The following is a 26,598-nucleotide window of genomic DNA, read 5'->3' as shown; positions in this document are numbered from 1 at the left end:
GCCGGTAGATTCGCAGACCACCGTTACCCCGCAGGTCTCGGCACACCAACTGACCCAGCGTTCTCAGGGAGATGTATTCGACATGCAAGGCAGGCTTTCAAATCGCGCACGACCTTTGGCTTTCACGACAGTGCTCTGGCTGTGTGGGGTCGCCGTACTGTTCTCTATCAAAGCCGCCGTCGAAGCGGTGGAAGGACCTATCAGCAAGACTTGGGTCGACTTGACCCTGGTACTCGCCGCCTACCTGTTTTTTTTCTTGCTGGATCCCCTGCAACAGTGGACTGCCAATCGGCTGCGTAAACGCGCCCGACGTAAAAGCCGTTACGAACAAACCTCATCCTGAGGTCGCGCAACCTATGCTCCGGGAGTAACCCCTTGTCTGAACCTGGCGAAAACCATCGGCTGGCCCTGGACATCTTCTTGAGCCAGCATCCCGAGTTGCGCACCGAACTGGATACGCTGAACCCTCTGGCCGCCCAGGCCAAGCGCGAAACCATGGCGCAATACCGTGCCGAACGCCTGCACGAAGCCTTCGAGGCGCAGGCAGAGTCCCAGAACCTGTTTGCCTGGGAGTTGACGCTGCAACTGATCAGCCAGTCGCCACAGGAGTTCGAGGCCAACCGCCTGGAAGTGCATAAGGAAGTGGCCCAAATGGCAGGCCTGGCGTGGGATGAATACTGTCAGCTCCATGGCCTGGCTGACGGTTCTCCTTAACCGCGCGGTCAGTGAACCGGTGTCCCACCACAGAGTGTTCACACTGAATTGCCGCTTGCAACGGGTCAGTAGTGATGGTCCAGGGTTTGACACTGGGCCTCACCCCACACTGCGAAACGCACTGGGACTGAGCCCTGTCCACCGCTTGAACGCCCGGCGAAAGCTGCGTACGTCACTGTAGCCCACCTCTTGGGTAATACGCTCGATGGACAGGCCAGGGTTACTCAACAACCCCATGGTCCGGGCGCGACGAGCCTGTTCCAGCAACGCCTCGAATGTCAGCCCGTGGTCGGTCAGGCGCCGGCGCAGTGTGCGCCCGCTCATGTTCAGGTCACTGGCGACCTTTTCCAATTGACTGCCCTGCAAGTCGCGGGAAATAGCACGCTCTACCGCCTGGATCAGGTCCATTTTCCGGTGTAGCTGGGCACTTTCCAACTCCAGCAGGCCAAGGGCCTGACGCAATGCCAGGGCATGGTGATTCGGCAGGGACACGTCCAGCCAGCGTGCCTCCAGGACCATACGGTTGTGCAGGCAGCCAAAGCGCACATCGTCACCGAACAAACGTTGATACTCGGCGGCATACAACGGCGGCGCGTGCATGAACTCCATGCGCAATGGCTTGAATTCGCTGCCCACCAGTGTGCGGCCGTAGACCATGAGGCTGGCAAAGAACTCCTCGGCGGCAAACACCTGAACCTCGGCATAAGGCAACAGACATTCAACCTCGACCATGACCTCCTGGGCGCTTTCATGGGTCCGTGAGGTGGCGATACCGCCGGAGGTGTGTTGGTGCCGCTCGCCCACGGCAAACGCATCGCGCAGGGTCTTGCACAACGAGATGACATGCCCCAGCAGGCCCAGGGTGCCCAGCACATTCTGATTGCCGACACACAGGCCCAACCCCTGGTCAGGCAGGACCTTGAGTGCGCGCTGGATCATCGCCACGGCCTGGCGATAGGAAATTCGCAGTGCCGGATCGTCCAGGTCCGCCAGGGTAAACCCCAGGCCACGGCACAGATGCTCGGCACTGGCGCCCTTTTGTGCGACGACTTGCCCCAGGGTTTGCAGGAGAAACGGTGACACCAGCGCCAATTCGTAGTGTGGATCAACGGTTTTGCTGTGCATGGATCTGCGATTCCCGACTCTATGCCCGGTTATTGTTTTAGAAACATCCTGATAATCATAGGTGCTTGCAAGCTTCGCCGCACTCTGAATGAACAGTGTCCGGCAAAGCCCCCCTATGTGGCCGCCAATACCCTGCCCTCTGGGGCGCCAAGGGCTTATTTCTATGGGCACGGCTCCAATGAGGGCCGGCCCTCTAACAATAATAATGAGCCCAGACATGAACCCGACCCGCGCGCTTGCCCCCTTCCCCCTTGCCCTGGCCCTTATCAGCCTGTCGACCCTGGCCACAGAAGGCGGCGTGGACAATATCGGTACAGGTACCGACGGCTTCTACATCCTGCCACTGGATGTCGATCACCTGCCGGACCACATGTTCGCCTTCAACCTCTACTACAACCACTATGAAGCCACGAAGCTGGATATCAGCTCGCTCGGGGGCAAGGTGCCACAGGTGAAGATCCGCTCGGACGCGATCATTCCGCGCCTGGACTACCTGAGCCCGTTGCGGGTGTTGGGCGGGCGGCTGGGCGGCTACATCGCCCAGCCGTACCTCAAGCAACAAGTGGCGCTGTTTGGCATGTCTGACCAACGTGAAAGCATGGGTGACACAACTATCGCGCCGATTATCCTGTGGGACATGGGCAAAAACCTGACCTTGGCCGCCGCCGTGGAGATCACGGTGCCTACTGGGGAATACGATGCTTCACGCCTGGCCAACACCAGCAACAACTTCTACACCTACAAGCCGCTGGTTTCGGCAACGTGGCTGCCAAACGAGCGCACGGAACTGTCGATCAAGACCACCTACAGTTTCAACAAGGAAAACCACGCTACGGACTACCGCTCCGGGCAGATTTTCCACTTTGATTATTCGGCCAGCTACAAAGTGACCGACAACGTGAGCCTGGGCATCAATGGCTACTACCTCAAGCAGACGACTGACGATAAGCAGTACGGACGCACCGTCACCAATATCTACGGCGAAGCGGTCGACGACGGGGTACGCGGCCAGGTATTTGCGATTGGACCTGCGGTGTACTTCACCTTTCTCAAGTACGCCAGCGGGGAGATCCGTTGGGCCAAGGAGTTTGATGTCGAGAACCGCCCGGAAGGCGACATGTTGTGGGCCAAGCTGACGATTCCGTTTGCATTGTAGGAGCGGGCTTGCCCGCGATGGCCGTTAACGATGACGTTGGGTACCTGACACCCTGCGGTGTTCTAACGGCTGTCATCGCCAGCAAGCCGGCTCCTGCCTGGGATGCGTGACGTTATCCGGTGTATACCGGCCAGCTTTCGACAATTTTGCCGTCACGCACCGCCAGCAGGTCGCCAAACTGCAGGAGCACCGACTCAGTCTGGGTCGGGCGCAAGAACACCTGGTCGTCGACGTTCAAGCCCACCTGCGGCGAGCCATTGACCATCTCCTGGTTGGAGCTGCGGCCGTACAACCCATTGCTTTGCAGCCCCGAGGGTGACTCGAACTCGGCCATCCAGTTACCGCCATAGATAAAGAACGTGGCGCGCTGGTTGCGATCCCACCAGGACAACAGCCGGGACTTGTCGTCCAGTGCAGGAATATTGACCGCCCCCGTGCTTTTGAGGACCGGCGTAGCGATATAGGCCGCTGGCACATGCTCGCCCAGGGATGGCAAATCGTAATGCGTGGGCTTGAGCATGGCTGTGCCCACCGAGACTTCGCTGCTTAATTGCTCCTGCTCATGTATCCGATAGCTGGGGCTGCCTGCCGTATTGAGTGTCAGGCCGTCATGCCACAGGCCTGCAAACTGCTGGCGGGTGAAGTCGACAAAGGCGTTGTAACGCAGCATGACCTTATCGAACAACGCCTGGGGCGAGCCAAGGATGCCCGGCACGCCCATGCCGACAAACGGGTCATAGCCCATGAAGCCGGCAAACTCCAGGTGCTGCGGGTGCGCCTGGATCAGCCCGAGCATCTGCCCCAGCACCGCGTTATCGCTGATACCGCCGCGATGCAGGCCCACATCCAGCTCGATATTGATCCGCAGCCGTGTCCCCAGCCCCTGGGCCAGCGCCAGGTATTGTTGCAGGCGCTGCGGCGTGTCCAGCAGCCACTGCAATTGCCGGGCAGGATCGAATGGCCCCTGGTGGCGTTGATAGAACAGCTCGGCAGAACGCACCGGCAACGGCTTGCCCAGCAGAATATCGGCGCCTTGAAACACCTGCGCGTCGTGGTTGAGAAAGGGTTGGTGAAAAGACATCAGACGTTGGGTACCCGCACGCTTGGCAATGTAGGCCAGCAAGCCCGGTGCGGGCAGGGATTTTTCCACCAGACGCAGGTGCTTGCCGCCCCGCCGGACCGATTGCATCACGATGTCGATGTTGTGGTCCAGGCAATCCAGGTCGACCAACAGCACCGGGCGCATCGGCCCATGGGCTTTGAGCTGCTGGTTCAACTGGCGAAAATACTCACTGTAGGGCGACCCCCGGTCAGTCGGGCGCAGCAACGCCGCGCCCGCCACCAGCAAGGCACCGGCGCCCAGGGTGCCGGCCATGAAGTTTCTGCGATTCATCAGGCAACTCCCAGGATAGATGACAGGTGTGCATTGAGGAATTTGCCATCGGGATCCAGGGCCTGGCGCACCCGAGTGAACTCATTCCAGCGCGGATACAGGGTCTGCAACGTGCGGGCGTTGAGGGTATGCAATTTGCCCCAGTGTGGCCGCCCGGCGTATTTCCAGAAGATCGGCTCGACGGCGGCAAAAAAATTGTGATGATCCATGGTGTAGTGCTGGTGCACCGAGATAGAGCAACTGTCGCGACCTTCAAACATGCTCAGGGGAATATCGTCAGCCTTGACGTAGCGGTACTCGATGGGAAACCAGGTCCGCAGGTCCTTGTCGCGGATCAGCTTGAGGATTTCCCGCAGGCAGGCCGGGCCGTGCTCAGCAGGCACCGAATACTCCATCTCGTTGAAACGCACATTGCGCACGTTGGCGTAGATTTCGAACGACTCCGCCACACGCTCCTGGAAACTGGCGAAATAACGCAGGCTGTTGAGCAACGTACGGCGCGTTTCGGGAAAGTCGCTGACATATTTGTCGAGGTTTTCAATAATCGATACAAACTCATTGCCACCCTCCTCTGCCGAGTCGATCGGCGGGGTTGGAGCGTCGCTGGTCTCGTTGAGGGCGATGGACAAGGCGTAGTCGGAATGCGTCACCACCAGCATTTCCCAGTGCTGGTTCTCCCGCGTGTTTTTCGCCACATCCTCCAGCAGCTCTTCAGTCTTGGCGATCCATTGGCGCTCCCGCAGGCGGTAAGGCTCGCGGTTTTGCAAACGCACCCGGGTGGTCACCCCGAGCGCGCCCAGTGACACCCGAGCCGCATTGAACAGCTCGCGCTCACGCTCGGCGTCGCAGTCCAGCACCTCGCCCTGGGCCGTGACCAGTTGCAGGCCAGTGACACCGGCGGAATACGAGGTAAACCCAACCCCGGTGCCATGGGTCGAGGTGGCGATGGCACCCGCCAGGGTCTGGTAGTCGATGTCCGCCATGTTCGGCAGCGCCTGGCCGATTGCCTTGAGTGCCGGGCCCATGCGCGACATGGGCGTGCCAGCGGCGAAGGTGGCTTGCAGGGTGCTGGCATCATGGTCGAGCAACCCATTGAAAAAACTCAGCGACAGTAACGTGCCATCTGTCGGCACCAAGGCACTGAACGAATGCCCCGAGCCCACCGGGCGAATCTTGCCCGGAGCCTGGCGAATGACCTGCACCAACTCTCCCAGGTCCTTGGGTGCCAGCCGCTCAAGGGGCAGGCAACTCTGTGCCCCCGACCAGTTGCGCCAGGGTATCAACCGCGGCGCCCGGGCCAACTGGGCCAGTGCCGGGTTACTGCTCATTGCCATGAACGCACCGGCCACGGCCGAGCGCTGTAACAGTTGCCTGCGTGAAAGCACCATCACCTACCCCATTATTCTTATTGGATGTGAACACCAGCCATGAAACTGATCAGCCCCAGGAACTGCTCCTGCGAGCACTGCATGCACAGGCCCATCGGCGGCATACCGTTGTAGCCGTTGAGGGTATGGTCCAGCAGCGTGTCCGCGCCCTGTGCGACACGCGGGCTCCAGGCATGGCTATCACCCGTCAGCGGCGCACCGGAGGCCGGGTTGGCATGACAGAGCTTGCAACTGCTGTCGTAGAGCTGGGCCAGGGCCGGATCGGAAGGCATCGCGTTGCTCACTACCGCACGCTGTGGGGGATGTTGCGATTTGTCGTCACAGGCTGCTAGCAGGCCGAGCAAGGCCAGCAACAGACCAATGCGGCGGGGGGTCGTAGACCACATAGCCACCCTCTCTGTTTTGTGTGTGAAGAGCTGGGTTCACACTAAGTCAGCAGCGGCATGGCGTTGAGGGTATTGGGGGACACAAAGGGGGCTTGGGCGGACAGGATGGGCCCGCCCTTTCATCGAAGGTTCTGGAGCCGCTCCATCAGGTATCGGCCAATAATTGCGCCAGTCGCGGGCGTAGTTGTGGGTGTTCGGGCACGCGCAAGCCAAACGATTCTTGCAGCAGTGCCAACAGTTCCTCGACATCCGTGATCGTGCGCTTGTCGCTGTCACGGCCCAAATGATGAACTGCGTAGTTGCCATTGTTTAACGTGCGCCGTAGGCCAGGCCCGATCAGCGCCACTTTCAACTGTTGGATGAACGGTGAGTCGGGATGAGTCGAGACATACCAATTGCCGATTTCATAGTCGAAATGCGACTGCGACTGCAGGTCGAACACGTACAGCCCGCGCCACTCTTGCGCAACCTGGGCCCACAGGGTGTAGCTACCCTCGCTCAAGGTCAGGCGGTAGGGTTCGTGGGTCGTGGCCTGGGGCGCCTGATTGTCCAGTTGCAAGGGGCTGGTCGGCACCATGCCACCAAATGCGACATCGGTGATGTAGCGCACACCTTCAAGGGTCACCAGGCTCAGGCGATGGGTGCGCGCGGTGTGTGCATCAGGCGGCCCGCCTATCACCACCCGGCCGGTGATTCCCCGCGCATCGAAGCCCAGCTCTTGCAACAATGCGAGGAACATCTGGTTCAGTTCATAGCAATAACCGCCCCGCCCCTCGAACAGGACTTTTTCCTCGATCCTGGCCAAATCAAGGGACACCGGCAGCCGCGACAGAACCGAGAGGTTTTCGAAAGCGAAGGTCGTGACATGGCGCAATTGCAACTGCGCCAAGGTCTCCAGCGTGGCCGCTGGCGGGGTGTCATACCCCAGGCGTTGCAGGTACAGGCGGCTGTGGGTCAGGCGAGGAGATTCCTGGGACATGGCGCGATCCTTGGGCGCGAGGCGAAGGGGTTCACTAATACCCTTAACCGTGGTCGCTGCCAATACAGATCTGGAGCAACCGAGCGTAGGAATGCGGCACAAACTTTCTGAACCTTTGTGAGCCTGATTGCATCAACTCCATATCAAAACAGGGAGGCGATATGAGCACGGCAACGATCTACACCATCCAATACAGGCTGCATGGCGAACCCAAATCCTTTGTGGTGCGGGCGGAGGTGATGAATAACGCCGAAGCATGGCACTGGGCCAGCTGTGACGCCGGGGTGGCCCACGTCGGGCGTATTGGCCGGCCTGGCCATGAGCGCACCAAGAAAACCACCCGTCCATGGGCGGAAAAGTACGGCATCACCGAGGTTACCTGGATCGCACCCAAGCACCTGTAGGAACCGGCTTGCCGGCGATGACGATCTCGGCGGATACGCCGGGCTCAAGAGCCCCATCGCTGGCAAACCAGCGCCTACGCTGGATGCACGACCACTATCGTTCAACTTTCCCACGCCCAACCACAAACCATGAGAAGATGCCGCCCCGCGCAATACCCCTACTTGGCTCATGGAGACTGCCCCCCGCATGTTTGAGATCAAACCTGTCGATCCGCAAACCTATCGTCAGCAGACCCGCCGCAGCACATTGATCGTCGCAGTCATCTTCATTGCCCTGGCCATGCTGCTGTCGAGCCTGGCCGTGATGCTGTTTGGCGAGCCCGGCGGCGACAACTTTCGCTTTAATGTCGGTGGTGTGGTGGCTGGCGTCGTGCTGACCATTGCCCTGGTGCGTGGCCCGCTCTGGTCAAAGGCCTGGCTGGCGCCGGCGATCTATGGCTGGCAGCTCAAGCGCAACCTGATGCGGGTGACGAACATCATGCACAAGGTGACCGAGCGGGCACAGGCCAACGATCCGACAGCGATGAAGCTGCTGCGGTTCTATCACTTGGGACTGACGCAGATGCACGACCTGGATGCCAATTCCAGCGCACAGGTGCAACTGGTCAGCGAGATCGAACAACATAAGGCGCAGATGAAGGCGCTGGGGATCAAGGCAGAGCAAACGCGCTTGGACCCGGCGTGGCTGGAGGCCATGAAGGACAGTTGATCTTGTAGGAGCCCGCTTGCGGGCTCCTACAGGAGGGATCAGACGGCGGCGATCGCGCTCAGGTCCAGATGCCCATCCTTGAGCGGCGGGCACCAGTAGTAGCCACCGGTCAACGGCGTACTGATGCGGTACAGGCCATCGACAATCCCGTCTTCCAGGCCGCTCATGCGGCGCAATTGGGCCTCAAAGGCGTCGAAAGAGTGACCGAACGCAAGGAACATCAACCCCGCCTGGCCATTTTCCGCCCAAGGCATGGAGCGGCGCACCACAAAGGCTTCGGGGCTGAAGCTCTCCTGGGCGGTGCGCTTGACGTGGGCGGACTCGGGGGCGTCGTCCAGTTCTTCGTTATCGCCATGGCGACGACCGATGATGTGGTCGCGCTCCTGGGCCGGCAAGGCGGCGAAACCGTCCAGGTCGTGCTGCCATTGCTGGATCGCGGCAAAACTGGCGCCGCTGCCTGCGACTGCAGCTTCGACTGCCGCATCGTCGTGGGGGTTTTCGGTGCCATCTTCGTAGTCGGTCAGGTCGAAGCCGGTCTTGTAGCGGAAACCTTCCGTCATCTGCACCAGGCGAAATGCCGGCGCCAGGGCTTTTTCAAAGGCCCGGCTGCGCAGCAGCAACTCACCCCGGTCTTCGCCATGCAGCCAGCACCATAAGGCCTGTTGGGTCGACGGGTTGTTGGCGCCCGGCCCCGAGGTATGCGGGAAGCTGCGCAGCCCTTCGATGTGCACGCCGAGTGCCTTGACCAGCGGCTCACCCAAACCCACCACCACTGCCGAGTCGACCAACTGCACCAATGCGTCGAGCGCTGCCGGCACAGCGTCGATGGACTCGACGGTAAAAAACAGATGGCGTGCCTGCAACGGCACCGGTGCGGCAAGAATGCCCGGCTGGTACTGACTCATATGAACTCCTTCAAGAAAGCCGCGTAGTTTACCCGGCACAGCCCCACTGTGCGTAGGGAAATACGTGTAAGCCTTGCAACAGAGCCCTCGGATGGAGGAATCTCTGACCCAAGCTGTGCAACCACTCCAGGGGTAGCGACATGACCACCAATCACCTGCTTGCCAATCTGTTTCCCACCGCCGATGACATTCCCGAACAATTTCGCCTCGCCGCCCCCATCGAGCAACGCGACTACCTGGTCGACGGCCAATTGCATATCTGGGATGGCCCCTTGGCCCAGGTCCGCAGCCCAGTCCAACTGGCGGGCGCTGACGGCGACACGGCGGTCATTATCGGCAGCACGCCGCTGCTGGATGCCGAGACCGCCCTGCTCGCCCTCGACGCCGCAGTGCGCGCCTATGACCGTGGCCAGGGCCAATGGCCAACCCTGCGCGTGGTCGAGCGTATCCAGCACGTCGAGGCGTTTTTGCGGCGCATGCGCGAACAGCGCGATGCCGTGGTGAAACTGCTGATGTGGGAAATCGGCAAGAACCTCAAGGACTCCCAGAAAGAATTCGACCGCACCTGCGACTACATCACCGACACCATCAATGCCCTCAAGGAACTGGACCGTCGCTCCAGCCGCTTTGAACTGGAGCAGGACACCCTGGGGCAAATCCGCCGCGTGCCCATGGGCGTGGCGCTGTGCATGGGCCCCTACAACTACCCGCTCAATGAAACCTTCACCACGCTGATCCCGGCCCTGATCATGGGCAACACCGTGGTGTTCAAGCCCGCCAAGCTCGGTGTGCTGCTGATCCGTCCATTACTGGAGGCCTTCCGCGACAGCTTCCCGGCCGGTGTCATCAACGTCATCTATGGCAGCGGCCGTGAGACGGTCAGTGCGCTGATGGCCAGCGGCAAGGTGGATATCTTTGCGTTTATCGGCACCAACAAGGCCGCCAGTGATTTGAAAAAACTGCACCCGCGCCCACACCGCCTGCGTGCAGCACTGGGACTGGATGCGAAAAACCCCGGCATTGTACTGCCGGAGGTCGATCTGGATAACGCGGTCAACGAAGCCGTCACCGGCTCGCTGTCCTTCAACGGCCAGCGCTGCACCGCGCTGAAAATCCTGTTTGTGCATGAAGCCGTGGTCGAGCGTTTCATCGAGAAGTTCAACCACAAACTCGCCACCCTCAAACCGGGCATGCCCTGGGAGGACGGTGTATCGCTGACACCGTTGCCGGAGGTGGGCAAGGTCGACTACCTCAACGGCTTGGTGGCCGATGCCGCGCAACACGGGGCCAGGGTGGTGAACACCAATGGCGGTGCCAGCCGTGGCTCGTTCTTCTACCCGGCGGTGCTGTACCCGGTGAACCCACAGATGCGTGTGTATCACGAGGAACAGTTCGGCCCGGTGGTACCCATCGTGCCCTACCGCGACCTGGACACGGTGATCGACTACGTCCTGGAATCGGATTTCGGCCAACAACTGAGTATATTCGGCACCGACCCGGCACAGGTCGGGCGCCTGGTGGACACCTTCGCCAACCAGGTGGGCCGGATCAACATCAACGCCCAATGCCAGCGCGGCCCCGATACGTTCCCGTTCAATGGCCGCAAGAACTCGGCCGAGGGCACACTGTCGGTGCATGACGCCTTGCGGGTGTTTTCAATCCGCACCCTGGTGGCAACCAAGTTCCAGGACAGCAATAAGGCGCTGATCAGCGATATCATTCGTGACCGAGCGTCGAGCTTCCTGACCACCGACTATATTTTCTAACCCTATGGGAGCGGGCTTGCCCGCGATGCAGGCACCTCAGTGCAGGTGATGTTATCGCAGGCAAGCCAGCTCCCACATCCAGATGAGGCCCTCTTAATCCCGATGAATCTGCCGCCCTTCGCCCGCCGCCTGTTGCGGCCACTGCTCGATCCCTATCGTCGTTATCGTCACGCCAAGCTGATCCACGCCATACGGGTTTCCATCGGCCTGCTCGCAACCATTCTGCTGACCACCGGTATCAACCTGCCCCACGGTGAATGGGCGTCGGTGACCATGCTGGTAGTGATTGGCGGCTTGCAGCATCACGGCAATATCGGCAAGAAAGCCGTGGAGCGGGCCTATGGCACGCTGATCGGTGCCAGCGTTGGCCTGCTGCTGGTGGCGCAGCAGGCTTACCTCGGCCAACCATTGTTGACCTACCTGTTGATGTCAGTGGTATGCGGCTTCTTTTCCTATCACGCCATCGGCAAGGGTGGGTACACAGCGCTGCTATCAGGGATCACCGTGTTTATCGTCGCCGGCCACGGGGACAACCCACTGTCCGACGGCCTGTGGCGCACCGTCGACATCTTGATCGGCATCGCCCTGGCCCTGGCGTTTTCCTTCGCCCTGCCGCTGTATGCGGTGTATTCCTGGCGCTATAACCTGGCCAGCGCCCTGCGTGATTGCGCCACGCTCTACAGCCGGATCATCAGCGGCCAGTCGGTTACCGATGATGAGCATCTCAAGCTGCTCAATCGCCTGAATGCGGCGATGCTGCAATTGCGTTCGCTGATGCCATCGGTGTCCAAGGAAGTGCGGATCTCCATGACCGAGCTGGACGCGATCCAACGGCATCTGCGCCTGTGCATCAGCACGCTGGAAATTCTTGGCAATACCCGCCCTGATCCACGGGATGAGCAGGCCATGGCGCGCGTGCAGTTGGCGCTCAAGACACAACATCGGCAGATTCGCGTGCAGCTGATCGGGATGGCGCGGGCCCTGCAATCAGGCGCCACACAGCGGTTGGAGCGCCCCGGCCAGGCGGTGCCGGTTACGCAAGCCGCCCTGGAAGCTCCCGTGCACAGCGCGTTGGATGGCTATCGGTTATTGACCGCGCAGTTGGCGGCCAATGTCGACGCGATGCACGCACGATTGGCGAAAAGCGCCAAGGCGTGGAAGATCTGAAGCCTTTTACACAAAAACGTATTCCTACATTTTCTCTTACATTTTTTTCACGATTTATTCACATCCGCAGACGTAGTGTGAAGCCTCATCCGTTACAAACGTTGCACATCAAGCCCGCCGCCCCAGCGGGCTTTTTTTTGCGCGCGATTTGATAAGCCGCACGGGAGCTGTCCTGCTCCCGTACTTGCTTGTGTTGAATGGATCAGCGCGCGGCTTTACTGCTGGCCGGCATGGTGGACTGTTCGCGAATTGCGCGCTGGGTATCGAGTACCCGCGCCAGCGCGGTTTCGGCTTCAGGGCTTTGCTGCGGCACACGAATGGCCGCCGAGACCAGTGTGATCAGCTTGGCCATGACTTCCGCGTCCGTGGCCGGGCGCCCCAGGCTCATGGAGTTCATCAGCAGGCGCAGTTCGGTGCCCGCCATCACCCCGGAAATCGCCTTCAGGGCAAATTGCAGACGCACCCCCAGCTCATTGCGCGGCAGGTCGGGCAACGCCAGGGCGAAGGCTTCGAAGAAGCGCTGGAACACCGGCTGGTAGTGGACCTTGAGGTATTCCTGGATGAACGGCGAAGTATCGCTGTAGACCCGGCCGAGGAAGCGGATGAAGGAGCGCCCTTCACCGCTGGCCGGATCACTGCGCTCCAGGCCCATGGCCGGGGCGAACAGAACACCGAGCAAAGTATCGCAATCGAGCGGGCCGTCAGACTCGGCCTCGCAGCGGGCAAGCAACTCCAGGCGCTGCTCGTTGAGCGGCTCCAGGCGTTGCATCAGTAATGTTTTCATCAGGGAGTCCTTGTCCCCGAAATGATAATTTACCGCGGCGAGGTTGACCTGAGCCTTCTCGGTGATTTGCCGCAACAACACGGCGTCGTAGCCGTACTTGATGAAAAGAGCCTCTGTCGCATCCAGCAGTCGAGTCTTGGTTACATTTGGAGCGCTGAGTTTCTTCGCGACCATATAAGTTCCACGGGGGAAATATGTTTTAAAACAAAATTTGATTTTTTATACCGGGGCGGGTGCGCGAAAGCAAGCAGTGACACTGCACCCTACTATCCAAACGCATTGCTGGTCGCCCTTTAAACGGTTTCCAAAGAGTAGGCCCAGGCGTTTTCCAGCGGTTGGCATCGGCTCTGCCACGGGAAAAACCGCTCTATGTCTGTAGCTGGCGAAGCCGCTGGATCACAGTTACTATTCAAACAATGTTTTTAAAAAAAGAATAAAAACCAGCTGTTGGCAGCCACACCGCAGGCCCTGAAGATGTTACAAATATTTTCAGGGTGCGCCGGATTGCCAAAGCGCAAGGCGTAGTCATGATGACAGATACCCCAACGCTCCCAGGCTTTATTTCTCTGCAAGGCATCGGTAAAAGCTATCAATTGGCCGGACAACACCTGGCCATTCTCAATGACGTCAACCTGTCCATCGCCCGCGGAGAAAGCTGCGGCATCCTCGGCGCCTCCGGGTCCGGCAAAAGTACCCTGCTCAATATCCTCGGCCTGCTGGACCTGCCTGACTGCGGCGCCTATCGCTTCGCCGGCCATGACATTTTCAACGCCACGCCGGATCAACTGGCCGCCATCCGCAACCAGCAGATCGGCTTTGTCTTCCAGAGTTTCAACCTGCTGCCACGCCTCAGCGCCCTGGACAATGTCGCCCTGCCCCTGAGTTATCGCGGCGTATCGCGCCAGGAGTCGGTGGCGCGCGCCCTGCATATGCTGGAGCAGGTAGGCCTGGCCGAACGGGCCCATCATCGCCCCGCCGACCTGTCCGGCGGCCAGCGCCAGCGGGTGGCGATTGCCCGGGCCCTGGTGGGCGCGCCGGCGGTGATCCTGGCTGACGAGCCCACCGGCAACCTCGACAGCCACACCGCCCAGGACATCATGGATCTGCTGCTGGCCCTGAACCACGAGCAAGGCGTCACGTTGATCATCGTCACCCACGACCCGCATATCGCCGAACGCCTGAATCGCCAGATCCTGGTACGCAATGGCGTGGTCCATGAGGCGCAGTGCGTATGAGCCTGAGGGTCGAACAGAGCCTGAGCCAGTTGCTGCACGAAGCGTTTGTCAGCCTGCGAACCCTGGGCAAGCGCTCCATCCTGGCCTTGCTGGGGATCGTCATCGGCAGTTCATCGGTGGTCGCGCTGATCAATATCGGGCATAACGCCGCCGAAGATGCAGCCATGATTTTCAAGGACATGGGCACCGATACCCTGGTGGCGCAGTTCCCGCCCAAGGGCAACAGCACCGTGCCGATGCCAACCAGCCTGGACCTGCAGGCCGTACGCCAGGCTGTGCCAGGCATCGCCCACATCGGTGCGATTTCCTCGTTTAGCGGGCCGGTCGTCTTTCATGGTCGCACCACCAACGCCGGCTTGATTGGCAGCACCCCCGGCCTCAAGGACGCCATGCGCCTGGCGCTGCGCGAAGGTCGCTTCCTGTCCGAGTTCGACAGCGGCGAAACCTACGCGGTGGTCGGCGATCAGATCGCCCAAGCGTTGAGCATGCCCGGTGACCCGCTGCGCCTGGGCGATCGGGTACGGGTCAACGACTATCTGTTCCTCATCATCGGTATCCTGCAGAACCAACCGCGCTCGATGCTGATTCCAGTGCAAACCAACGAGTCACTGTTCATCCCCGCAGCGGGAATGCGCCGTATCTATTCCTCGCCGCAGGTCGGCAGTGTGGTCCTGCGCGCGACGCCAGGCCAGGACATGGAGCGCATCGCATCCGATGCCACCAAAGCCATGAGCGCTCAACTCATGGACCACACCGTCGAGATCCAGATCCCCCAGCAAATGATCGACGGCATGACCCGGCAAAGCCGCACATTCGCCTATCTATTGCTGGCCCTGGGGGCCATCTCCCTGGTGGGCGGCGGGGTCGGCGTGATGAATGTGATGCTGATGAACGTCTCGGAACGCCGCCGGGAAATCGGTATCCGCATGGCCCTGGGTGCTCGCCAGCGGGATATCCGCAACCTGTTCCTGCTCGAAGCCGTCACCCTCACCGCCGTCGGCGCGCTGTGTGGCGCGGTAATGGGCATGGGGGCGGCCTATCTCTACGCCTGGCTATCGGGCTGGCAGTTTTCCCTGGCCGTCTCGGCCCTGCCCCTGGGCGTGGGCAGTACGTTGTTGGTGGGATTGTTTTTCGGCATCTACCCGGCCATTTCGGCGTCACGCTTGCAGCCAGTGGAGGCCCTGCGTGATGAATAAACCCCTGCTGCTGCTGATCGCCCTGGCAAGCCTGCCCTGTGTGGCCGCCGACATCGTGATCCGCCCTTCGGCGCCAACCACCACCCGCAGCGGCTATGAGCGCAGTGTCTCACTCAATGCCCAACTCACCACCCTGACACTGGGCGATGCGGTGTACCTGGGCCTGCGCAACAACCCGGCGATTCGCAGCGCGTACCTGCAACGGGTGGCACAGAAGTTCGACCTGCGGGTGGCCGAAGACGCCTTCAACCCCAAGCTGGTACTCAACAGTGCCTACCGCACCACCCAGGGCAGCGACGACCGCGCCCGGAATGCCAACCTGGCACCCACCACCAGCTTGCTTGGCGAATACGGCACCCGGCTGAGCATGGGCTGGACCCAACAACTGAACAATGCCAACCGCGCCGGGCGCTACCGCAGCGACGGCCTGGACCTGGCCGTCATCCAGCCGCTGATGCGCGGTGCCGGCTGGGACGCCACCACTGCACCGCTACGTTTGTCGCGTCTTTCCGAACAGGCCAACCGCTTGAACCTCAAGGCCAACGTCGCACAGACCATCAGCCAGATCATCGCCACCTACCGTGAATTGCTGCGGGCCCAGGAGCAACTGAGCATCGCCCAGGAAGCGCTCAAGCGTTCCAATACCCTGCTGGAGGTAAACAAGGCGTTGATCAATGCAGGGCGCATGGCCGAGTTCGAAATCGTCCAGACCGAAGCCGACATCGCCTCGCAGCAATTGAGTGTCGAGGAAGCCCAGAACCAGTTGGATATGAGTCGTCTGTCGTTGCTGCGCCTGCTGGCTCTGGACCTGGCGACACCGATCCGTGCCACCGAAGCCCTGGAAGCCTCGCGCATGGACATCGACAAACGCGAAGCCTTCAACCTGGCGCAGAACCAGCAACCTGAATACCTCGCGGCCCTGCTGGGCAGCCAGCAGGCTGATCTCAACCTGGTGATCGCCAAGGATTCCGGGCGCTGGCAGGTCGATCTGGTGGGTGGGGCCAATCAGATCCGCGCCAACACGGATAACGACGCGGGCAGCACCAGCAATCGGCGTTGGGACAGTTATGCCGGTGTCCAGGTGCGTATTCCCATCGGCGATATCAGTACCCGACAGGCTGAAGTCCGCGCACGGGTCGATGTGGAGAACCAGGCCATCCTGATCACCGACGCGCGCCAGGAACTGGAGCGCAGCGTCAATAACGTGGTGCGCGACCTTGGCACCCGCTGGCGCCAGTATGAAATTGCCCAGCGGGCCGTGGAACTGTCCCGGCGCAAGATCGAGATCGAGCGGGAAAAACTTGGCGCCGGGCGCTCCACCAACTTCCAGGTGCTGAGTTTCGAAGCTGACTTGCGCAGTGCCGAAAACTCCCGCCTCAATGCGCTGATTGCTTATTTGAATGCCCAGACCCAGCTCGACCTGACGCTGGGCATGACCTTGGAAAGTTGGGAAATCGCCCTCAATGACTACTAGAAAAGCCCTGCTGGGCGCTGGACTGCTGATACTGCTGGGCGCTGCCGGATTCGCGCTGCTCAGTCGACCAACGCCTGCCGCCGATCAGGCTGGCACAGCCGAGCAATGGCTGGAGGTGAAAAGTGACTCCCTGGTGCACCAGATCGGTCTGGTAGGCAAGATCGAACCGGATACCACCATGACCCTCACGGCCCCCTTCGATGGCAACGTGCAAGCCAACCTGGTGGAACAGGGCCAACGGGTCGAAGCTGGCCAGGTCCTGTTGCGCATGGACCCTGCCACCCTTGAAGTGCAACTGCGCGAAGCCCTCTCCACACAACTCAAAGCCCGGCGTACCGTGCAGGAAATGCAGGACTGGGACGCCGGCCCAACCGTCAGCCGCGCCCGGCGCAGCCTGCGCACCTCGCAAATGAGTGCTGACAACACCCAGCGCAAACTGCTTGAAAGCGAAAACCTGTTCAAGCGCGGCATCATCCCGCGCAATGAATTGGACGACCTCAAGCAACAGGCCCAGCAGCAACAACTGGACCTCAGCGCTGCCCGCAGCGAACTGCAGCAGGCCCTGGACCAGGGCAAGGGCGAGTACCGGCAGATTGCAGACATGGAATTGACCAATGCCACGGTCAAGTACGAGGCCCTGCGCAAACTGCTCGAAGGCCAGGAGGTCAAGGCACCGTTTTCCGGGATCGTCGTGCCCGCGCCAGGCAGCAACAGCCCCCAGGGCGGCGGTAACAGCAACCCACCGGTACAGGCCGGGAGCAAGGTCGGCCAGGGCCAGGTGCTGTTCGGGCTGGCCAATATCGAACGCCTGAAGATCGTCGCCAAAGTCTCGGAACTGGATATCAACCAATTGCATCAGGGCCAGCCGGTGGAGGTCATGGGCGACGGTTTTGATGGCGAGCACCTGAGTGGTTCAGTCAGTGTGGTCAGCGGCCTGGCGATCGCCAATGATAACCAGGGCAGCGCGCAATTCCAGGTGACCCTGTCCATTCCCAAATTGACCGAGAAACAGCTGCAAAGGGTCCGCCTGGGCATGAGCGCCCGCCTGACCATCGTGACCTATAACAATGAGCAGGCGATCATCGTGCCGGCCCAGGCGATCAGCCAGGATGCCGGGACCATGAGCGTGGAGTACCGGGCGGCGATGGACAAGCCGGTGGAACGGGTGACGGTCACCACCGGCCAGTCCACCGCGCAGGGCGTGGAAGTGTTCGGGCTCAAGCCCGGTTTCGTAAAAATGGATGCGCCCCCAAATTAAACGCAGATCCATTTTTGTAGGAGCGTTAACGTTGATGCCAACGCTTTAGCTTGAAGCGCCACATCCGTCACCGCCGTACTCTCCCACCACATGCCGCGCAGCGGTGGGCCCATGGCAAACAACCGCTCACTGACCACGCCCTGCTCGTCCAGCACCGCCCCCGATGCATCCGCCGCAATCCCCAAGGCCAATGGCCCAGGCTTGATCAAGCCACGTGCCAGCAGTTGCCGGGGCAACGGCCGGGCCACGCGGCGCCAGTCATATTCGATACCGCTGGAGTTGATCAACGCCGCGCCACTGACGTGGGTGGTGTGCTGTTCGCCACGACGGCGCAGGCGCAGGGTCACTTCGCCGTTTACCGTGGGTTCAAGGCCCTGGAACGATGCCGCCTGGATCCGCAGGCGCCCTTCCTCATGCAGCCGCGCTACCAACTCGGCGCTCAGGGGGGGCGAGCGATGGTGATGGCTCTCCCACCAGGGCCGTACATGGCGTACGAACTGGCGCTTCTGGCGTTCGCTGGCCTGGCTCCATAAACGGCCGATATGGGCACGTACGGTATCCAGTGGCGCTTGCCAGTCGATGCCCTGGGCCAGGGCGCTCTGGCATTGGCGGCGCACTTCGCGCAGTAATTGCAGCGGGCTGCGCAGGCTGTGATCTTCAGCGAGAAAGTCCACCCAGGCCGGTGGTTGCCGGCGCACATGGGGCAGCAGGCCATGGCGCGAAAAAATTTCGATCGGCCCGCGATGGCCAGCCTGCTCCAGTGACACCACGGCATCGACCATAGTCAGGCCGGAGCCGATGATCAGCACAGTCGACTGGGGGTCCAGTTGCGTCATGGCGTGCACATCCCACGGGTCCACTGCCGCCGCATTCAAGCCACTGGATTGGGTTTGTGGCGTGCGCGCCGCCGGGAACATGCCGGTGGCCAGCACGGCCTGGGCACCGTGCAGTTGTTGGCCGTCATCCAGGGTCAGGCGCACACCGGCCGGCTCCACCTGCACGTCGACGACCTCGGCGCGAATATGCTCCACCGTTGACGCCGATCCCGCCCGAGCCTGGGCCAGACGCTGTTGCGCGTACAGGCCAAAGATCCCCCGGGGTGGGAACAGCTCGCTGACAGGCACATGTTGCCGGTCCGATTCCGGCCAGCCGCCAGCGGCGATGTACTCGGTCAACCAGTGGGTCAAGTCATCGGCATTGTCCGGGTCCACACTCATGCGCGCGGCATTGCCATTGAGGGTGTGCCCCAACTCTACCGCGCTATAGGCCTCGCCGCGCCCAAGTTCTGCGCGCGGCTCGATCAGCAGAATCTGCCGGGCGCCCGGCAAACGCAGCAACTGCACGGCCAGCATCGTGCCGCTCAGGCCACCACCGATGATCAGCACATCGGCCTTTCGAATGGCCCCAGTCGCCTGTCCGCGTTCGGTTTCACTCATGAAAATACGCCCTTACCGTTTACCCGGATAAATAGCATGCCAGTTGCCCCGCGCCCAGTATCTGACACCTGCGGTGGTTCCGCTGGCTGAAAAATTTGCATCGACACTGAGCGATTGGGGGCCGGTTTCTTTCGTTAAATAGCCAGGCCTGGTCCATTGCAGGAGTTACGCCAAGGTTGAAAAGCCCAATAACGCCTCAGCTTCAGATAGCCGCGTGAACACTCCACACATCCATAAACCAGCAAACTGTTGATTGAGTGTTGGCTGGCCAACAGTTGCAAATCAAGGCACAAACGCCCTGCATTTTATCGTTTTCAATGAAACTGTTAGCGGCATTAGTGGCTTTTTTCGCCTACCGGGAACGCACACCATGGATTGCATCACGCATTCATACCTGATGCCCGGAGCCTGCCATGCACCTCAAACACCCTTTCAGTTGGTCTGCCCTTGCCTTGACGATTGCCATCGGCAGCCAGGCCGCCCAGGCCGCCACCCCGACGAACTTGCCCAGCGAGCAGAACCTGGGCGCCATCGAGCAGGTGTTCGCCTTCCACGACGCCATGCCCACCGGCGTCAGCGTTGCCGAAAACGGGCGCATTTTTGTCAACTTTCCACGTTGGGGCGACGCAGTCCCGTTCACCGTCGGTGAACTGCGCGATGGCAAGGTCGTGCCCTACCCTGACCTGGCAATGAACCAGGCCGACCCAAAGGACCCGGCCAAGGGTTTTATCAGTGTGCAAAGTGTGGTGGCTGATGGGCGCGGGCGCATCTGGATCCTGGACACCGCCGCACCCGGCTTCTCGACGCCGACACCTGGCGGCGCCAAGCTGGTCGCCGTCGACCTGGCCACCAATCAAGTGGTCAAGACCCTGGTCTTCCCGAAAAACGTCATGCTGCCCAGCACCTACGTCAACGACATGCGCTTTGATTTTCGGGTGGGCGACGAGGGGGTGATCTACATCACCGACTCGTCCCTCTCCGGCCCCGGGGCGATCATTGTCATGGATATCGCCAGCGGTACGGCCATACGCCGGCTCAGTGGTGCCGTCTCGACGTCGGTCGACCCACACTTCGTGCCCAAGGTCGAAGGCCAGGTCCTCAAGGTGCGCGGTGCCGACGGCAGCACCCGACCTTTCTCGGTGGCATCCGATGGCATCGCCCTGTCGGCTGACGGCCAGACCTTATATTTCTGCCCACTGTCGAGCCGCCACCTGTATGCCGTGCCGACCGCGCTGCTGCGTGATCCCTCGGTCAGCGAAACGCGGCTCGACATGGCGGTCCAGGACCTTGGGGAAAAAGGCGCCTCCGATGGACTTGAGGCCGATGCGGCCGGTGCCCTCTATGCCGGTGACTACGAACACAACAGCGTGCGCAAACGCCTGGCGGATGGGCAGTGGCAGACCATCGTCCACGACCCGCGTGTGCTCTGGCCCGACACCTTGTCGATCGGCCCCGACGGTTATCTGTATTTCATGGCCAACCAGTTGCATCGCCAGGGCATCTTTCACGCCGGCAAGGATTTGCGCCAGAAACCCTACAGCCTGTTGCGGGTGAAGATCGATGCCGCACCCGCGCCCACGCGCTAGACATCGTTTTAGTCACCCCCTGACGAGGCTGCACGATGAACATCGAAGCGCTGAAACTGTTCATGCGTTCAACGGAGCTGGGCAACATCACCGCCGCCGGCAGGGAGCTGGGGCTGGCACCCTCGGTGGCCAGCCATAAACTGGCCAAGCTTGAAGAAAACCTGGGCATGCGCCTGCTGCACCGCACCACCCGGCAGGTCAGCCTGACCGAAGACGGCGCGGTGTTCCTGCCCCATGCGATCCGGGTGCTGGCAGCCGTGGACGAAGCCTATTTCGTGGCGGTCAAGGGCGAGGATGTGCCCAAGCGGATACTGCGCGTCTCGGCCCCCGGCTCCTTCACACGCATGTGCCTGATGCCGGCGATTACTCGGTTCCTGCACGCCAATCCAAAACTGAAGATCGACCTGATCCTCTCCGATGAACTACAGGACCTGACCGAGATTGGCATTGATGTGGCGATCCGCATCGCGGCCCTCAAGGACTCATCCCAGGTGGCCCGCAGGATCGGCTGCGACCAGCGTGTGTTATGTGCAGCGCCGGCTTACCTCAAGGCCCATGGCGAGCCCGTGGTGCCCGCCGACCTGATCAATCACGCCTGCATCCTGCTGGGCGATGAGGATCACTGGCGCTTCATCGGCGCGCCGTCCACCGATGCCCCGGCGATCAGCGGCTCGCTGCGGGTCAATTGCGGCGAAAGCGCACGACTTGCCGCTGTCGATGGCCTGGGCATCGCCTCCATTTCCCTGTGGAACGCCAGGGCTGCGCTGGACAGCGGCGCACTGGTGCACATCATGCCGTCCCACACCCTGGAGCAGACGCGCGATATCTGGGCGATTTACCCCAGCGCCCGCCTGATTTCCTCCAAGGCCCGCGCCTTTGTCGAGTTCATGAGCGCCGAATTCCAGGGCGACGCCTGACCTCCCCCGTTCAATCACTGTGAAGGAAAAAAACATGGGTAAAACCACACCAAGGCGTCCGGGCAAAAAAGTCTCTGTGACCCATCAAGACTTCACCCGGGCCAACATCGCCAGCGGTTCGCGCGTTGTGCGGCTGGGCGTCACTGACCTGTCGTTCCACCGTGCAACCGCTGCGGTAGTCGCCCAGGTCATGCAACACATGGGCCTGACCGTGGAGCGCCAATATGCCCTGCACGAAGACAACTTCAAGCGCTTGCGCGAAGGCACGATCGACATGCTTGCTTCGGCCTGGATTCCGTTCAGCCACGGGATCTACAAGCAAACGGTCGACGCGGTGACGCCCACTCGCGAGCTGGGCCTGCATTACCAACCGTATGCATTGTGGGGGGTGCCCGACTACGTGAGCGAGCATGCAGTGGCCTCCATCGAGGACCTGCTCAAGCCCGAAGTCCGCGCCCGGATGAACCCGCTGATCCAGGGGATCGGGCCGGGTGCCGGGATTACCCGGTTCTCGCTGAAGATCATGGACGAGTACGGTTTGAGCCGCGCCGGGTATCAGTTCCGCACAGGCACCCAGGATGACTGCATTGACGCCTTTGAAGCCCTGTATCGCCAACAGCATTGGGGCGTCGTGCCACTGTGGCATCCGCAGTTCCTGCATCACCGCTACCGCATTCGTGACCTCAAGGACCCCAAGGGTTTGCTCGGTAGCATCGACCGCGCGGTGCTACTGGCTCGCGAGGATCGCCTGGCGCTGCTGACGGCGGCCGAGATCCAGGTACTGGACAACATTCGCCTGTCCAACGCCATCGTTGCCGAGCTCGACGACGCCTTCAATCGCGGCGAACAGTCGGCCGACGAAGCGGCGAGTGACTGGCTGGCAAGACACCCGCAAACGTTGCGGGCCTGGTTGGCGCCGCTGGCCTGAACAGGCGTGTCTTTCGATGCACTTGACGAATTCTGAATTCGCCACGGGCTGGCTACAAGCCGGTGTTCCTGGGGATTAACTTGGTATTGCAGGCTTTCTGCAATGACCCACCAATGAGGAATCCACCATGCTTTATCTAGTGTTCAGCGGCACCATCAAAGCAGGCAAACAGGCCGAATTCTTTCGTGATGTCGCCGCCGTTTCGCAAAAGCTCACACGCCAGCATGACAAGGCCGTGGTTTATCAGTGGCACCAGGACGAAGAGAACCCCGACAAGTTTTTCCTCAACGAACAATGGGAAAGCGTCGAGGACCTGCACGCGCATTTTGAAACCCTCTACAAGGCCTTCGGCCCGGCCAAGCCTACCGAGCGCCTGCCGGCGAAGATCCTCGCCTACCTGGATGAGGCGCAAGTGAATTTCTACAAGGCTATTGCCTAAATAACCCCGTCCCCCCCCTGTGTTAAAGGGGCTGGACGGGGTACCTCATCTGCAAACCCGCGAAAACACACCGGAGACTGTCATGACTTTTCCCTGCTCCACAGCCTCAAAGATCGACCTGATCACGCTTTCCAAACGTCGTTATACAACCAAGCTCTTCGATGCTTCACGCAGGATTCCCAAGGCAACTCTGGAGCTGTTGCTGGAACAACTGCGCAACAGTCCTTCGTCGGTCAACTCGCAACCCTGGCATTTTGTGGTCGCAGAAAGTGAGCACGGTAAAGCACGCATTGCCAAAAGTGTGGAAGGTGCCTTTGCCTTCAACCAGGCAAAAATCCTCGACGCCTCCCATGTGCTGGTGCTGTGTACCCGCACCCAGATGTCCGAGGAGTACCTGCAGGCCTTGCTCAGTCAAGAGGCGAGCGATGGGCGCTTTCACGACGCGCAAGCCAAGGCCGGCCAGGACCGGGGACGACGCAGCTTTGTCAACCTGCATCGCTATGATCTCAAGGACGTTCAGCACTGGATGGAAAAACAGACGTATCTGGCCCTGGGCACCCTGTTGCTGGGCGCTGCAGCACTGGACCTTGATGCAACCCCCATGGAAGGTTTCGACAGCAAGGTGCTGGATACCGAACTGGGGCTGCGTGAGCGCGGTTTTACCAGTTCAGTCGTGGTGAGCCTGGGTTATCGCAGCAACGAGGACTTCAACGCCCGCTTGTCAAAGTCCCGGTTGCCGGCCCAGGGGCTGTTCGACTTTATCTGATTGCAGTGACTTGCGCGGGCCTCCAGGAGCCCCGCGCAAGGCGCTAGATGCCGTCAGTAAAAATGCCGAGCTGTCTGGCCATGAACAGCTCATTGCGCTCGACGATTTCCTCGACCACCTTGCCCTGGGCATTGAACCGGAAATAGGTCAATGCGCTCCAGGCCAGGTCCTTGCCACTGACATCGTAGCCATGCCAGGTATTGGAGCCCTTGGCGTGATGCATCAGCGCAACCACCACCACATCACCGGCCACCACTTCCTTCTGGAAGGTGGTCTCGATCGAGTCGTAGCGTTCGGTGACGTTCAGGCGCAAGGCCTGCTTGAAAGGTTTGACACCGACGATAGGCGCCGGACAATCGGGGCGATGAACCACCACATCGTCGGCAAAAAACTCCGCTACGCGCTCAACATCCTTACCGTCGACGCAATACTTGAAGTACTTTTTCACTGTATCCAGATTCTTGCTCATTTCGACTCCGATCAAGTTTTTCCCTGCACCCAACGGCTAGACTGGCAGGGGCAGAAAAAGGTTAACCGGCGGCACAAACCTGAAAAAGTCTGTAGATGGAAAACACACTTGCGCGCAGCGGAGCAATGCTGATGGATCGCTGGACCGAATATGAGTTGTTTGTAAAGGTCGTGGAACTGGGCAGCGTAACCAAGGCCGCAGAGGCCCTGGACCTCTCAAGTGCGGCCGCCAGCCGGCACCTTGCGGCGCTGGAGAGTCGCCTCGGCGTCAGGCTGATCGAGCGCAGCACCCGGCGCTTGTTCGTCACCGAAGTCGGCAAGGTGTTCTACGCCAGCACCAAGGCGGCCCTCACGACGATGCAAGGCGCTACCGAGGCGGTCAGTGCGAGCAAAAATCATCCAGCCGGGGTGTTGCGTGTGACCGCATCCTTATCCCTGTGCCTGCAACATATCTTGCCGCTAGTCCCCAGGTTCAAGGTGCTGTACCCGGATGTGCGCCTGGATGTCGTGGCCGAGAATCGCTACCACGACATCATCGATGACAACATCGACGTGGCCCTGCGTACCCGTGACAGCGAGCCGGACTCCAGCCTGGTCATCCGCCGCCTGACCGATACGAGGCGCATACTGGCCGCCTCGCCGGACTACCTCGAACGCAACGGTCACCCCGAACATCCGCAGGCGCTGGCTGAGCATCAGTTGTTGCTCTATAGCTACGCCACGGATCCCTATGAGCTGACTTTCCAGCGCGAGCACGAGACCCTCACGGTACCCGTCACCCCTGCGTTCGAGTCCAACGACGGTTATCTGCTCAGGACCATCGCGCTGCAAGGGATGGGTATCCTTGCGCAACCAACGTATGTGATACACGACGATATCGCCGCCGGGCGATTGATTCCCGTGCTGACCGACTGGGACCTGCCCCGCCTGGAAATCAACCTCGTCTACCCCTCGCGGCAACACCTGCCGGCCAAGACCCGCGTGTTTATCGACTTTATCGTCAAGTCGTTCCAGCACCTGGATTGAGTGACCGTATTCAGTGCTGGATCACCGCTTTCAACACGGTCTTGAAGGTCTCCAGCTGCGCTTCGCTGAATTGGCTGAAAACCTTGTCCTGCTGCTCGCGGGCGATGGTCCACAGCGACTCGGTTTCGTCGATGCCCTTGGGGGTGAGTTTTACCCGTTCCTGATCATCGCGTACCAACGCCTTGCGCTTGAGGTTGTTCACCGCCTCTTCGATCTCGCGCGCCGGCATTGCCACTTCGCGCTGTAAATCGGCCAGGCTCAGGCCAGCGTCGTTTTCCAGCACCATCAGCATCCGTGCTTCACTGGTGCGCAGGCCGGTGGACAGTTGGCGTGGTTGGTAGCTAGCCTGATAGGCCCGCAGCGCCTGGGTCATCAGGTAGTAGAGGTTATGGCTCAGGCGGCCCTGGAAATGGCTGCTCGGTGGCTGGCCGTCCTCGCGTTTGGTCATGCGGGTGTGCGGCAACACCATGGAATACGCGCCCTGGTGATACAGCAACGGCGAGCGGCCGCAGTCGTCGAATGCAACCACTTTGCCAATCATGATCCAGTGATCACCGCCGTCTACCTGCTGGTACTTCTCGCACTCAAAACGTGCCGAGCAGTCAGCCAGCACCGGAGCCCCGCCCTCACCGACCTGGTACTCGACTTCGGCAAACCGGTCTTCCTTGGGGCGGGCAAAGTTGTTGGACAGGTCGATCTGATCGGCGGCCAGCACATTCACCGCAAAGTGGCTGGCGGCCTCGAACACTGCGTGGCTGGTCGAGCGTTTGTCGATGCTCCACAGGATCAGCGGCGGGTCCAGGGACACCGAGTTGAAGCTGTTGGCGGTCACGCCAACCTTGCGCCCAGTGGCGTCAGCCGCCGTCACCACGGTGACGCCGGTGGCGAAATTGCCCAGTGCGCGCCGAAACGCGCGGGTATCGATGCCAGCAGCCGTTGTATTTTCAGTAGACATGCAAGACTCCCGGGCAGGCCGATGGCCCTGCCCTGATT

27 protein-coding genes are annotated in these 26,598 nt (G+C 60.8%); 17 read left to right on the top strand and 10 right to left on the bottom strand.

The window, feature by feature from the left end; all coding sequences use genetic code 11:
• The first annotated feature begins 115 nt into the window (after positions 1–115).
• Both FJD34_RS00510 and FJD34_RS00505 read left to right on the top strand, forming a co-directional pair.
• On the top strand, positions 116–343 hold the full coding sequence (locus FJD34_RS00510) for a hypothetical protein (protein WP_223232678.1): 228 nt from the start codon (positions 116–118) through the stop codon (positions 341–343).
• Between the two features lie 32 nt (positions 344–375).
• Entirely contained in the window at positions 376–714 is a 339-nt protein-coding gene (locus FJD34_RS00505; RefSeq protein WP_090291243.1) for a DUF6388 family protein, read from the top strand.
• A 99-nt stretch (positions 715–813) separates the two neighbouring features.
• On the opposite strand, the gene FJD34_RS00500 is transcribed toward FJD34_RS00505, so the two are convergent.
• Positions 814–1,839: an AraC family transcriptional regulator gene (locus FJD34_RS00500; protein ID WP_065943108.1), complete on the bottom strand. Its 1,026-nt coding sequence runs from the start codon at positions 1,837–1,839 to the stop codon at positions 814–816.
• Positions 1,840–2,056: 217 nt separating this feature from the next.
• Between FJD34_RS00500 and FJD34_RS00495 the strand changes: the two genes are divergently transcribed.
• A complete protein-coding gene (locus FJD34_RS00495; protein WP_065943109.1) occupies positions 2,057–2,995 on the top strand; it encodes a SphA family protein in 939 nt (312 codons plus the stop codon).
• Between the two features lie 112 nt (positions 2,996–3,107).
• On the opposite strand, the gene FJD34_RS00490 is transcribed toward FJD34_RS00495, so the two are convergent.
• The 4 genes from FJD34_RS00490 to FJD34_RS00475 all read right to left on the bottom strand — a co-directional run bounded on the left by FJD34_RS00490 (position 3,108) and on the right by FJD34_RS00475 (position 7,141).
• Positions 3,108–4,319 (bottom strand): DSD1 family PLP-dependent enzyme, encoded by a 1,212-nt coding sequence (locus FJD34_RS00490; RefSeq protein ID WP_162276355.1) that lies wholly within the window; start codon positions 4,317–4,319, stop codon positions 3,108–3,110.
• A gap of 68 nt (positions 4,320–4,387) precedes the next feature.
• Positions 4,388–5,716 (bottom strand): D-arabinono-1,4-lactone oxidase, encoded by a 1,329-nt coding sequence (locus tag FJD34_RS00485; protein WP_162237651.1) that lies wholly within the window; start codon positions 5,714–5,716, stop codon positions 4,388–4,390.
• 77 nt (positions 5,717–5,793) lie between these two features.
• The gene (locus FJD34_RS00480; protein ID WP_032861319.1) at positions 5,794–6,162 is read right to left on the bottom strand and encodes a c-type cytochrome; all 369 of its coding nucleotides are present in this window, start codon (positions 6,160–6,162) and stop codon (positions 5,794–5,796) included.
• Positions 6,163–6,307: 145 nt separating this feature from the next.
• A complete protein-coding gene (locus tag FJD34_RS00475; RefSeq protein ID WP_032861320.1) occupies positions 6,308–7,141 on the bottom strand; it encodes an arylamine N-acetyltransferase family protein in 834 nt (277 codons plus the stop codon).
• Between the two features lie 161 nt (positions 7,142–7,302).
• Here FJD34_RS00475 and FJD34_RS00470 point away from each other — a divergent pair, with 161 nt between their 5' ends.
• Positions 7,303–7,545 (top strand): DUF6555 family protein, encoded by a 243-nt coding sequence (locus tag FJD34_RS00470; RefSeq protein ID WP_032861322.1) that lies wholly within the window; start codon positions 7,303–7,305, stop codon positions 7,543–7,545.
• 187 nt (positions 7,546–7,732) lie between these two features.
• The gene (locus tag FJD34_RS00460) at positions 7,733–8,254 is read left to right on the top strand and encodes a DUF3087 family protein (RefSeq protein WP_032861323.1); all 522 of its coding nucleotides are present in this window, start codon (positions 7,733–7,735) and stop codon (positions 8,252–8,254) included.
• Between the two features lie 38 nt (positions 8,255–8,292).
• Here FJD34_RS00460 and FJD34_RS00455 read toward each other — a convergent pair whose 3' ends face one another.
• On the bottom strand, positions 8,293–9,159 hold the full coding sequence (locus FJD34_RS00455; RefSeq protein ID WP_032861324.1) for a Dyp-type peroxidase: 867 nt from the start codon (positions 9,157–9,159) through the stop codon (positions 8,293–8,295).
• Positions 9,160–9,299: 140 nt separating this feature from the next.
• Here FJD34_RS00455 and FJD34_RS00450 point away from each other — a divergent pair, with 140 nt between their 5' ends.
• Positions 9,300–10,925, top strand: coding sequence for an NADP-dependent glyceraldehyde-3-phosphate dehydrogenase (locus tag FJD34_RS00450; RefSeq protein ID WP_090291244.1), 1,626 nt, complete (start codon positions 9,300–9,302; stop codon positions 10,923–10,925).
• Positions 10,926–11,027: 102 nt separating this feature from the next.
• Positions 11,028–12,092: an FUSC family protein gene (locus FJD34_RS00445; RefSeq protein WP_032861326.1), complete on the top strand. Its 1,065-nt coding sequence runs from the start codon at positions 11,028–11,030 to the stop codon at positions 12,090–12,092.
• A gap of 202 nt (positions 12,093–12,294) precedes the next feature.
• Here the strand turns inward: FJD34_RS00445 and FJD34_RS00440 are convergent, their stop codons facing one another.
• Positions 12,295–13,050 carry a TetR/AcrR family transcriptional regulator gene (locus FJD34_RS00440; RefSeq protein ID WP_032861327.1) on the bottom strand — a complete coding sequence of 252 codons (756 nt, stop codon included), beginning with the start codon at positions 13,048–13,050 and terminating at the stop codon, positions 12,295–12,297.
• Between the two features lie 353 nt (positions 13,051–13,403).
• Here FJD34_RS00440 and FJD34_RS00435 point away from each other — a divergent pair, with 353 nt between their 5' ends.
• Genes FJD34_RS00435 through FJD34_RS00420 form a run of 4 tightly spaced genes read left to right on the top strand, consistent with a single transcriptional unit; the run spans position 13,404 to position 18,039 of the window.
• Positions 13,404–14,111, top strand: a complete 708-nt coding sequence (locus FJD34_RS00435) for an ABC transporter ATP-binding protein (RefSeq protein WP_032861329.1) — start codon at positions 13,404–13,406, stop codon at positions 14,109–14,111.
• Positions 14,108–15,307 (top strand): ABC transporter permease, encoded by a 1,200-nt coding sequence (locus tag FJD34_RS00430; RefSeq protein ID WP_090291245.1) that lies wholly within the window; start codon positions 14,108–14,110, stop codon positions 15,305–15,307. The genes FJD34_RS00435 and FJD34_RS00430 overlap by 4 nt, the downstream gene beginning before the upstream one ends.
• Entirely contained in the window at positions 15,300–16,781 is a 1,482-nt protein-coding gene (locus FJD34_RS00425) for a TolC family protein (protein ID WP_065943117.1), read from the top strand. The genes FJD34_RS00430 and FJD34_RS00425 overlap by 8 nt, the downstream gene beginning before the upstream one ends.
• Positions 16,771–18,039 (top strand): efflux RND transporter periplasmic adaptor subunit, encoded by a 1,269-nt coding sequence (locus FJD34_RS00420; protein WP_032861335.1) that lies wholly within the window; start codon positions 16,771–16,773, stop codon positions 18,037–18,039. Before FJD34_RS00425 ends, FJD34_RS00420 begins: the two co-directional genes overlap by 11 nt.
• On the opposite strand, the gene FJD34_RS00415 is transcribed toward FJD34_RS00420, so the two are convergent.
• Entirely contained in the window at positions 18,036–19,475 is a 1,440-nt protein-coding gene (locus FJD34_RS00415) for an FAD/NAD(P)-binding protein (protein ID WP_090291246.1), read from the bottom strand. The genes FJD34_RS00420 and FJD34_RS00415 overlap by 4 nt on opposite strands.
• Before the next feature lie 413 nt (positions 19,476–19,888).
• On the opposite strand from FJD34_RS00415, the gene FJD34_RS00410 reads away from it, so the two are divergent.
• From FJD34_RS00410 to nfsB, 5 genes are all read left to right on the top strand, one after another.
• Positions 19,889–21,061 carry an L-dopachrome tautomerase-related protein gene (locus FJD34_RS00410; RefSeq protein ID WP_090291247.1) on the top strand — a complete coding sequence of 391 codons (1,173 nt, stop codon included), beginning with the start codon at positions 19,889–19,891 and terminating at the stop codon, positions 21,059–21,061.
• A gap of 35 nt (positions 21,062–21,096) precedes the next feature.
• Positions 21,097–21,978, top strand: coding sequence for a LysR family transcriptional regulator (locus FJD34_RS00405; RefSeq protein WP_032861340.1), 882 nt, complete (start codon positions 21,097–21,099; stop codon positions 21,976–21,978).
• A gap of 34 nt (positions 21,979–22,012) precedes the next feature.
• Complete coding sequence (locus FJD34_RS00400) at positions 22,013–22,906, top strand: glycine betaine ABC transporter substrate-binding protein (RefSeq protein ID WP_083204833.1); 894 nt, start codon at positions 22,013–22,015, stop codon at positions 22,904–22,906.
• Positions 22,907–23,033: 127 nt separating this feature from the next.
• Complete coding sequence (locus FJD34_RS00395; protein ID WP_032861341.1) at positions 23,034–23,345, top strand: putative quinol monooxygenase; 312 nt, start codon at positions 23,034–23,036, stop codon at positions 23,343–23,345.
• A gap of 112 nt (positions 23,346–23,457) precedes the next feature.
• Positions 23,458–24,111 carry an oxygen-insensitive NAD(P)H nitroreductase gene (gene nfsB, locus FJD34_RS00390; protein ID WP_065943178.1) on the top strand — a complete coding sequence of 218 codons (654 nt, stop codon included), beginning with the start codon at positions 23,458–23,460 and terminating at the stop codon, positions 24,109–24,111.
• A gap of 43 nt (positions 24,112–24,154) precedes the next feature.
• Here nfsB and FJD34_RS00385 read toward each other — a convergent pair whose 3' ends face one another.
• On the bottom strand, positions 24,155–24,580 hold the full coding sequence (locus FJD34_RS00385; RefSeq protein WP_090291248.1) for an ester cyclase: 426 nt from the start codon (positions 24,578–24,580) through the stop codon (positions 24,155–24,157).
• A gap of 131 nt (positions 24,581–24,711) precedes the next feature.
• On the opposite strand from FJD34_RS00385, the gene FJD34_RS00380 reads away from it, so the two are divergent.
• Positions 24,712–25,605: a LysR family transcriptional regulator gene (locus FJD34_RS00380; protein WP_090293158.1), complete on the top strand. Its 894-nt coding sequence runs from the start codon at positions 24,712–24,714 to the stop codon at positions 25,603–25,605.
• A gap of 10 nt (positions 25,606–25,615) precedes the next feature.
• Here the strand turns inward: FJD34_RS00380 and FJD34_RS00375 are convergent, their stop codons facing one another.
• Positions 25,616–26,560, bottom strand: a complete 945-nt coding sequence (locus tag FJD34_RS00375; protein ID WP_032861345.1) for a p-hydroxyphenylacetate 3-hydroxylase reductase component — start codon at positions 26,558–26,560, stop codon at positions 25,616–25,618.
• Positions 26,561–26,598: the final 38 nt, after the last annotated feature.

The organism is Pseudomonas brenneri, from assembly GCF_007858285.1.
Classification (GTDB): Bacteria; Pseudomonadota; Gammaproteobacteria; order Pseudomonadales; family Pseudomonadaceae; genus Aquipseudomonas; species Aquipseudomonas brenneri.
This window is presented reverse-complemented; position numbering and strand designations above follow the sequence as displayed.

Excerpts from the sequence above, each read along its gene's own strand:
- FJD34_RS00500 (WP_065943108.1), bottom strand. The coding sequence starts at position 1,839 with ATGCACAGCAAAACCGTTGATCCACACTACGAATTGGCGCTGGTGTCA.
- FJD34_RS00495 (WP_065943109.1), top strand. The coding sequence starts at position 2,057 with ATGAACCCGACCCGCGCGCTTGCCCCCTTCCCCCTTGCCCTGGCCCTT.
- FJD34_RS00485 (WP_162237651.1), bottom strand. The coding sequence starts at position 5,716 with ATGAGCAGTAACCCGGCACTGGCCCAGTTGGCCCGGGCGCCGCGGTTG.
- FJD34_RS00480 (WP_032861319.1), bottom strand. The coding sequence starts at position 6,162 with ATGTGGTCTACGACCCCCCGCCGCATTGGTCTGTTGCTGGCCTTGCTC.
- FJD34_RS00475 (WP_032861320.1), bottom strand. The coding sequence starts at position 7,141 with ATGTCCCAGGAATCTCCTCGCCTGACCCACAGCCGCCTGTACCTGCAA.
- FJD34_RS00470 (WP_032861322.1), top strand. The coding sequence starts at position 7,303 with ATGAGCACGGCAACGATCTACACCATCCAATACAGGCTGCATGGCGAA.
- FJD34_RS00460 (WP_032861323.1), top strand. The coding sequence starts at position 7,733 with ATGTTTGAGATCAAACCTGTCGATCCGCAAACCTATCGTCAGCAGACC.
- FJD34_RS00455 (WP_032861324.1), bottom strand. The coding sequence starts at position 9,159 with ATGAGTCAGTACCAGCCGGGCATTCTTGCCGCACCGGTGCCGTTGCAG.
- FJD34_RS00450 (WP_090291244.1), top strand. The coding sequence starts at position 9,300 with ATGACCACCAATCACCTGCTTGCCAATCTGTTTCCCACCGCCGATGAC.
- FJD34_RS00445 (WP_032861326.1), top strand. The coding sequence starts at position 11,028 with ATGAATCTGCCGCCCTTCGCCCGCCGCCTGTTGCGGCCACTGCTCGAT.
- FJD34_RS00440 (WP_032861327.1), bottom strand. The coding sequence starts at position 13,050 with ATGGTCGCGAAGAAACTCAGCGCTCCAAATGTAACCAAGACTCGACTG.
- FJD34_RS00435 (WP_032861329.1), top strand. The coding sequence starts at position 13,404 with ATGATGACAGATACCCCAACGCTCCCAGGCTTTATTTCTCTGCAAGGC.
- FJD34_RS00430 (WP_090291245.1), top strand. The coding sequence starts at position 14,108 with ATGAGCCTGAGGGTCGAACAGAGCCTGAGCCAGTTGCTGCACGAAGCG.
- FJD34_RS00425 (WP_065943117.1), top strand. The coding sequence starts at position 15,300 with ATGAATAAACCCCTGCTGCTGCTGATCGCCCTGGCAAGCCTGCCCTGT.
- FJD34_RS00420 (WP_032861335.1), top strand. The coding sequence starts at position 16,771 with ATGACTACTAGAAAAGCCCTGCTGGGCGCTGGACTGCTGATACTGCTG.
- FJD34_RS00415 (WP_090291246.1), bottom strand. The coding sequence starts at position 19,475 with ATGAGTGAAACCGAACGCGGACAGGCGACTGGGGCCATTCGAAAGGCC.
- FJD34_RS00410 (WP_090291247.1), top strand. The coding sequence starts at position 19,889 with ATGCACCTCAAACACCCTTTCAGTTGGTCTGCCCTTGCCTTGACGATT.
- FJD34_RS00405 (WP_032861340.1), top strand. The coding sequence starts at position 21,097 with ATGAACATCGAAGCGCTGAAACTGTTCATGCGTTCAACGGAGCTGGGC.
- FJD34_RS00400 (WP_083204833.1), top strand. The coding sequence starts at position 22,013 with ATGGGTAAAACCACACCAAGGCGTCCGGGCAAAAAAGTCTCTGTGACC.
- FJD34_RS00395 (WP_032861341.1), top strand. The coding sequence starts at position 23,034 with ATGCTTTATCTAGTGTTCAGCGGCACCATCAAAGCAGGCAAACAGGCC.
- FJD34_RS00385 (WP_090291248.1), bottom strand. The coding sequence starts at position 24,580 with ATGAGCAAGAATCTGGATACAGTGAAAAAGTACTTCAAGTATTGCGTC.
- FJD34_RS00380 (WP_090293158.1), top strand. The coding sequence starts at position 24,712 with ATGGATCGCTGGACCGAATATGAGTTGTTTGTAAAGGTCGTGGAACTG.
- FJD34_RS00375 (WP_032861345.1), bottom strand. The coding sequence starts at position 26,560 with ATGTCTACTGAAAATACAACGGCTGCTGGCATCGATACCCGCGCGTTT.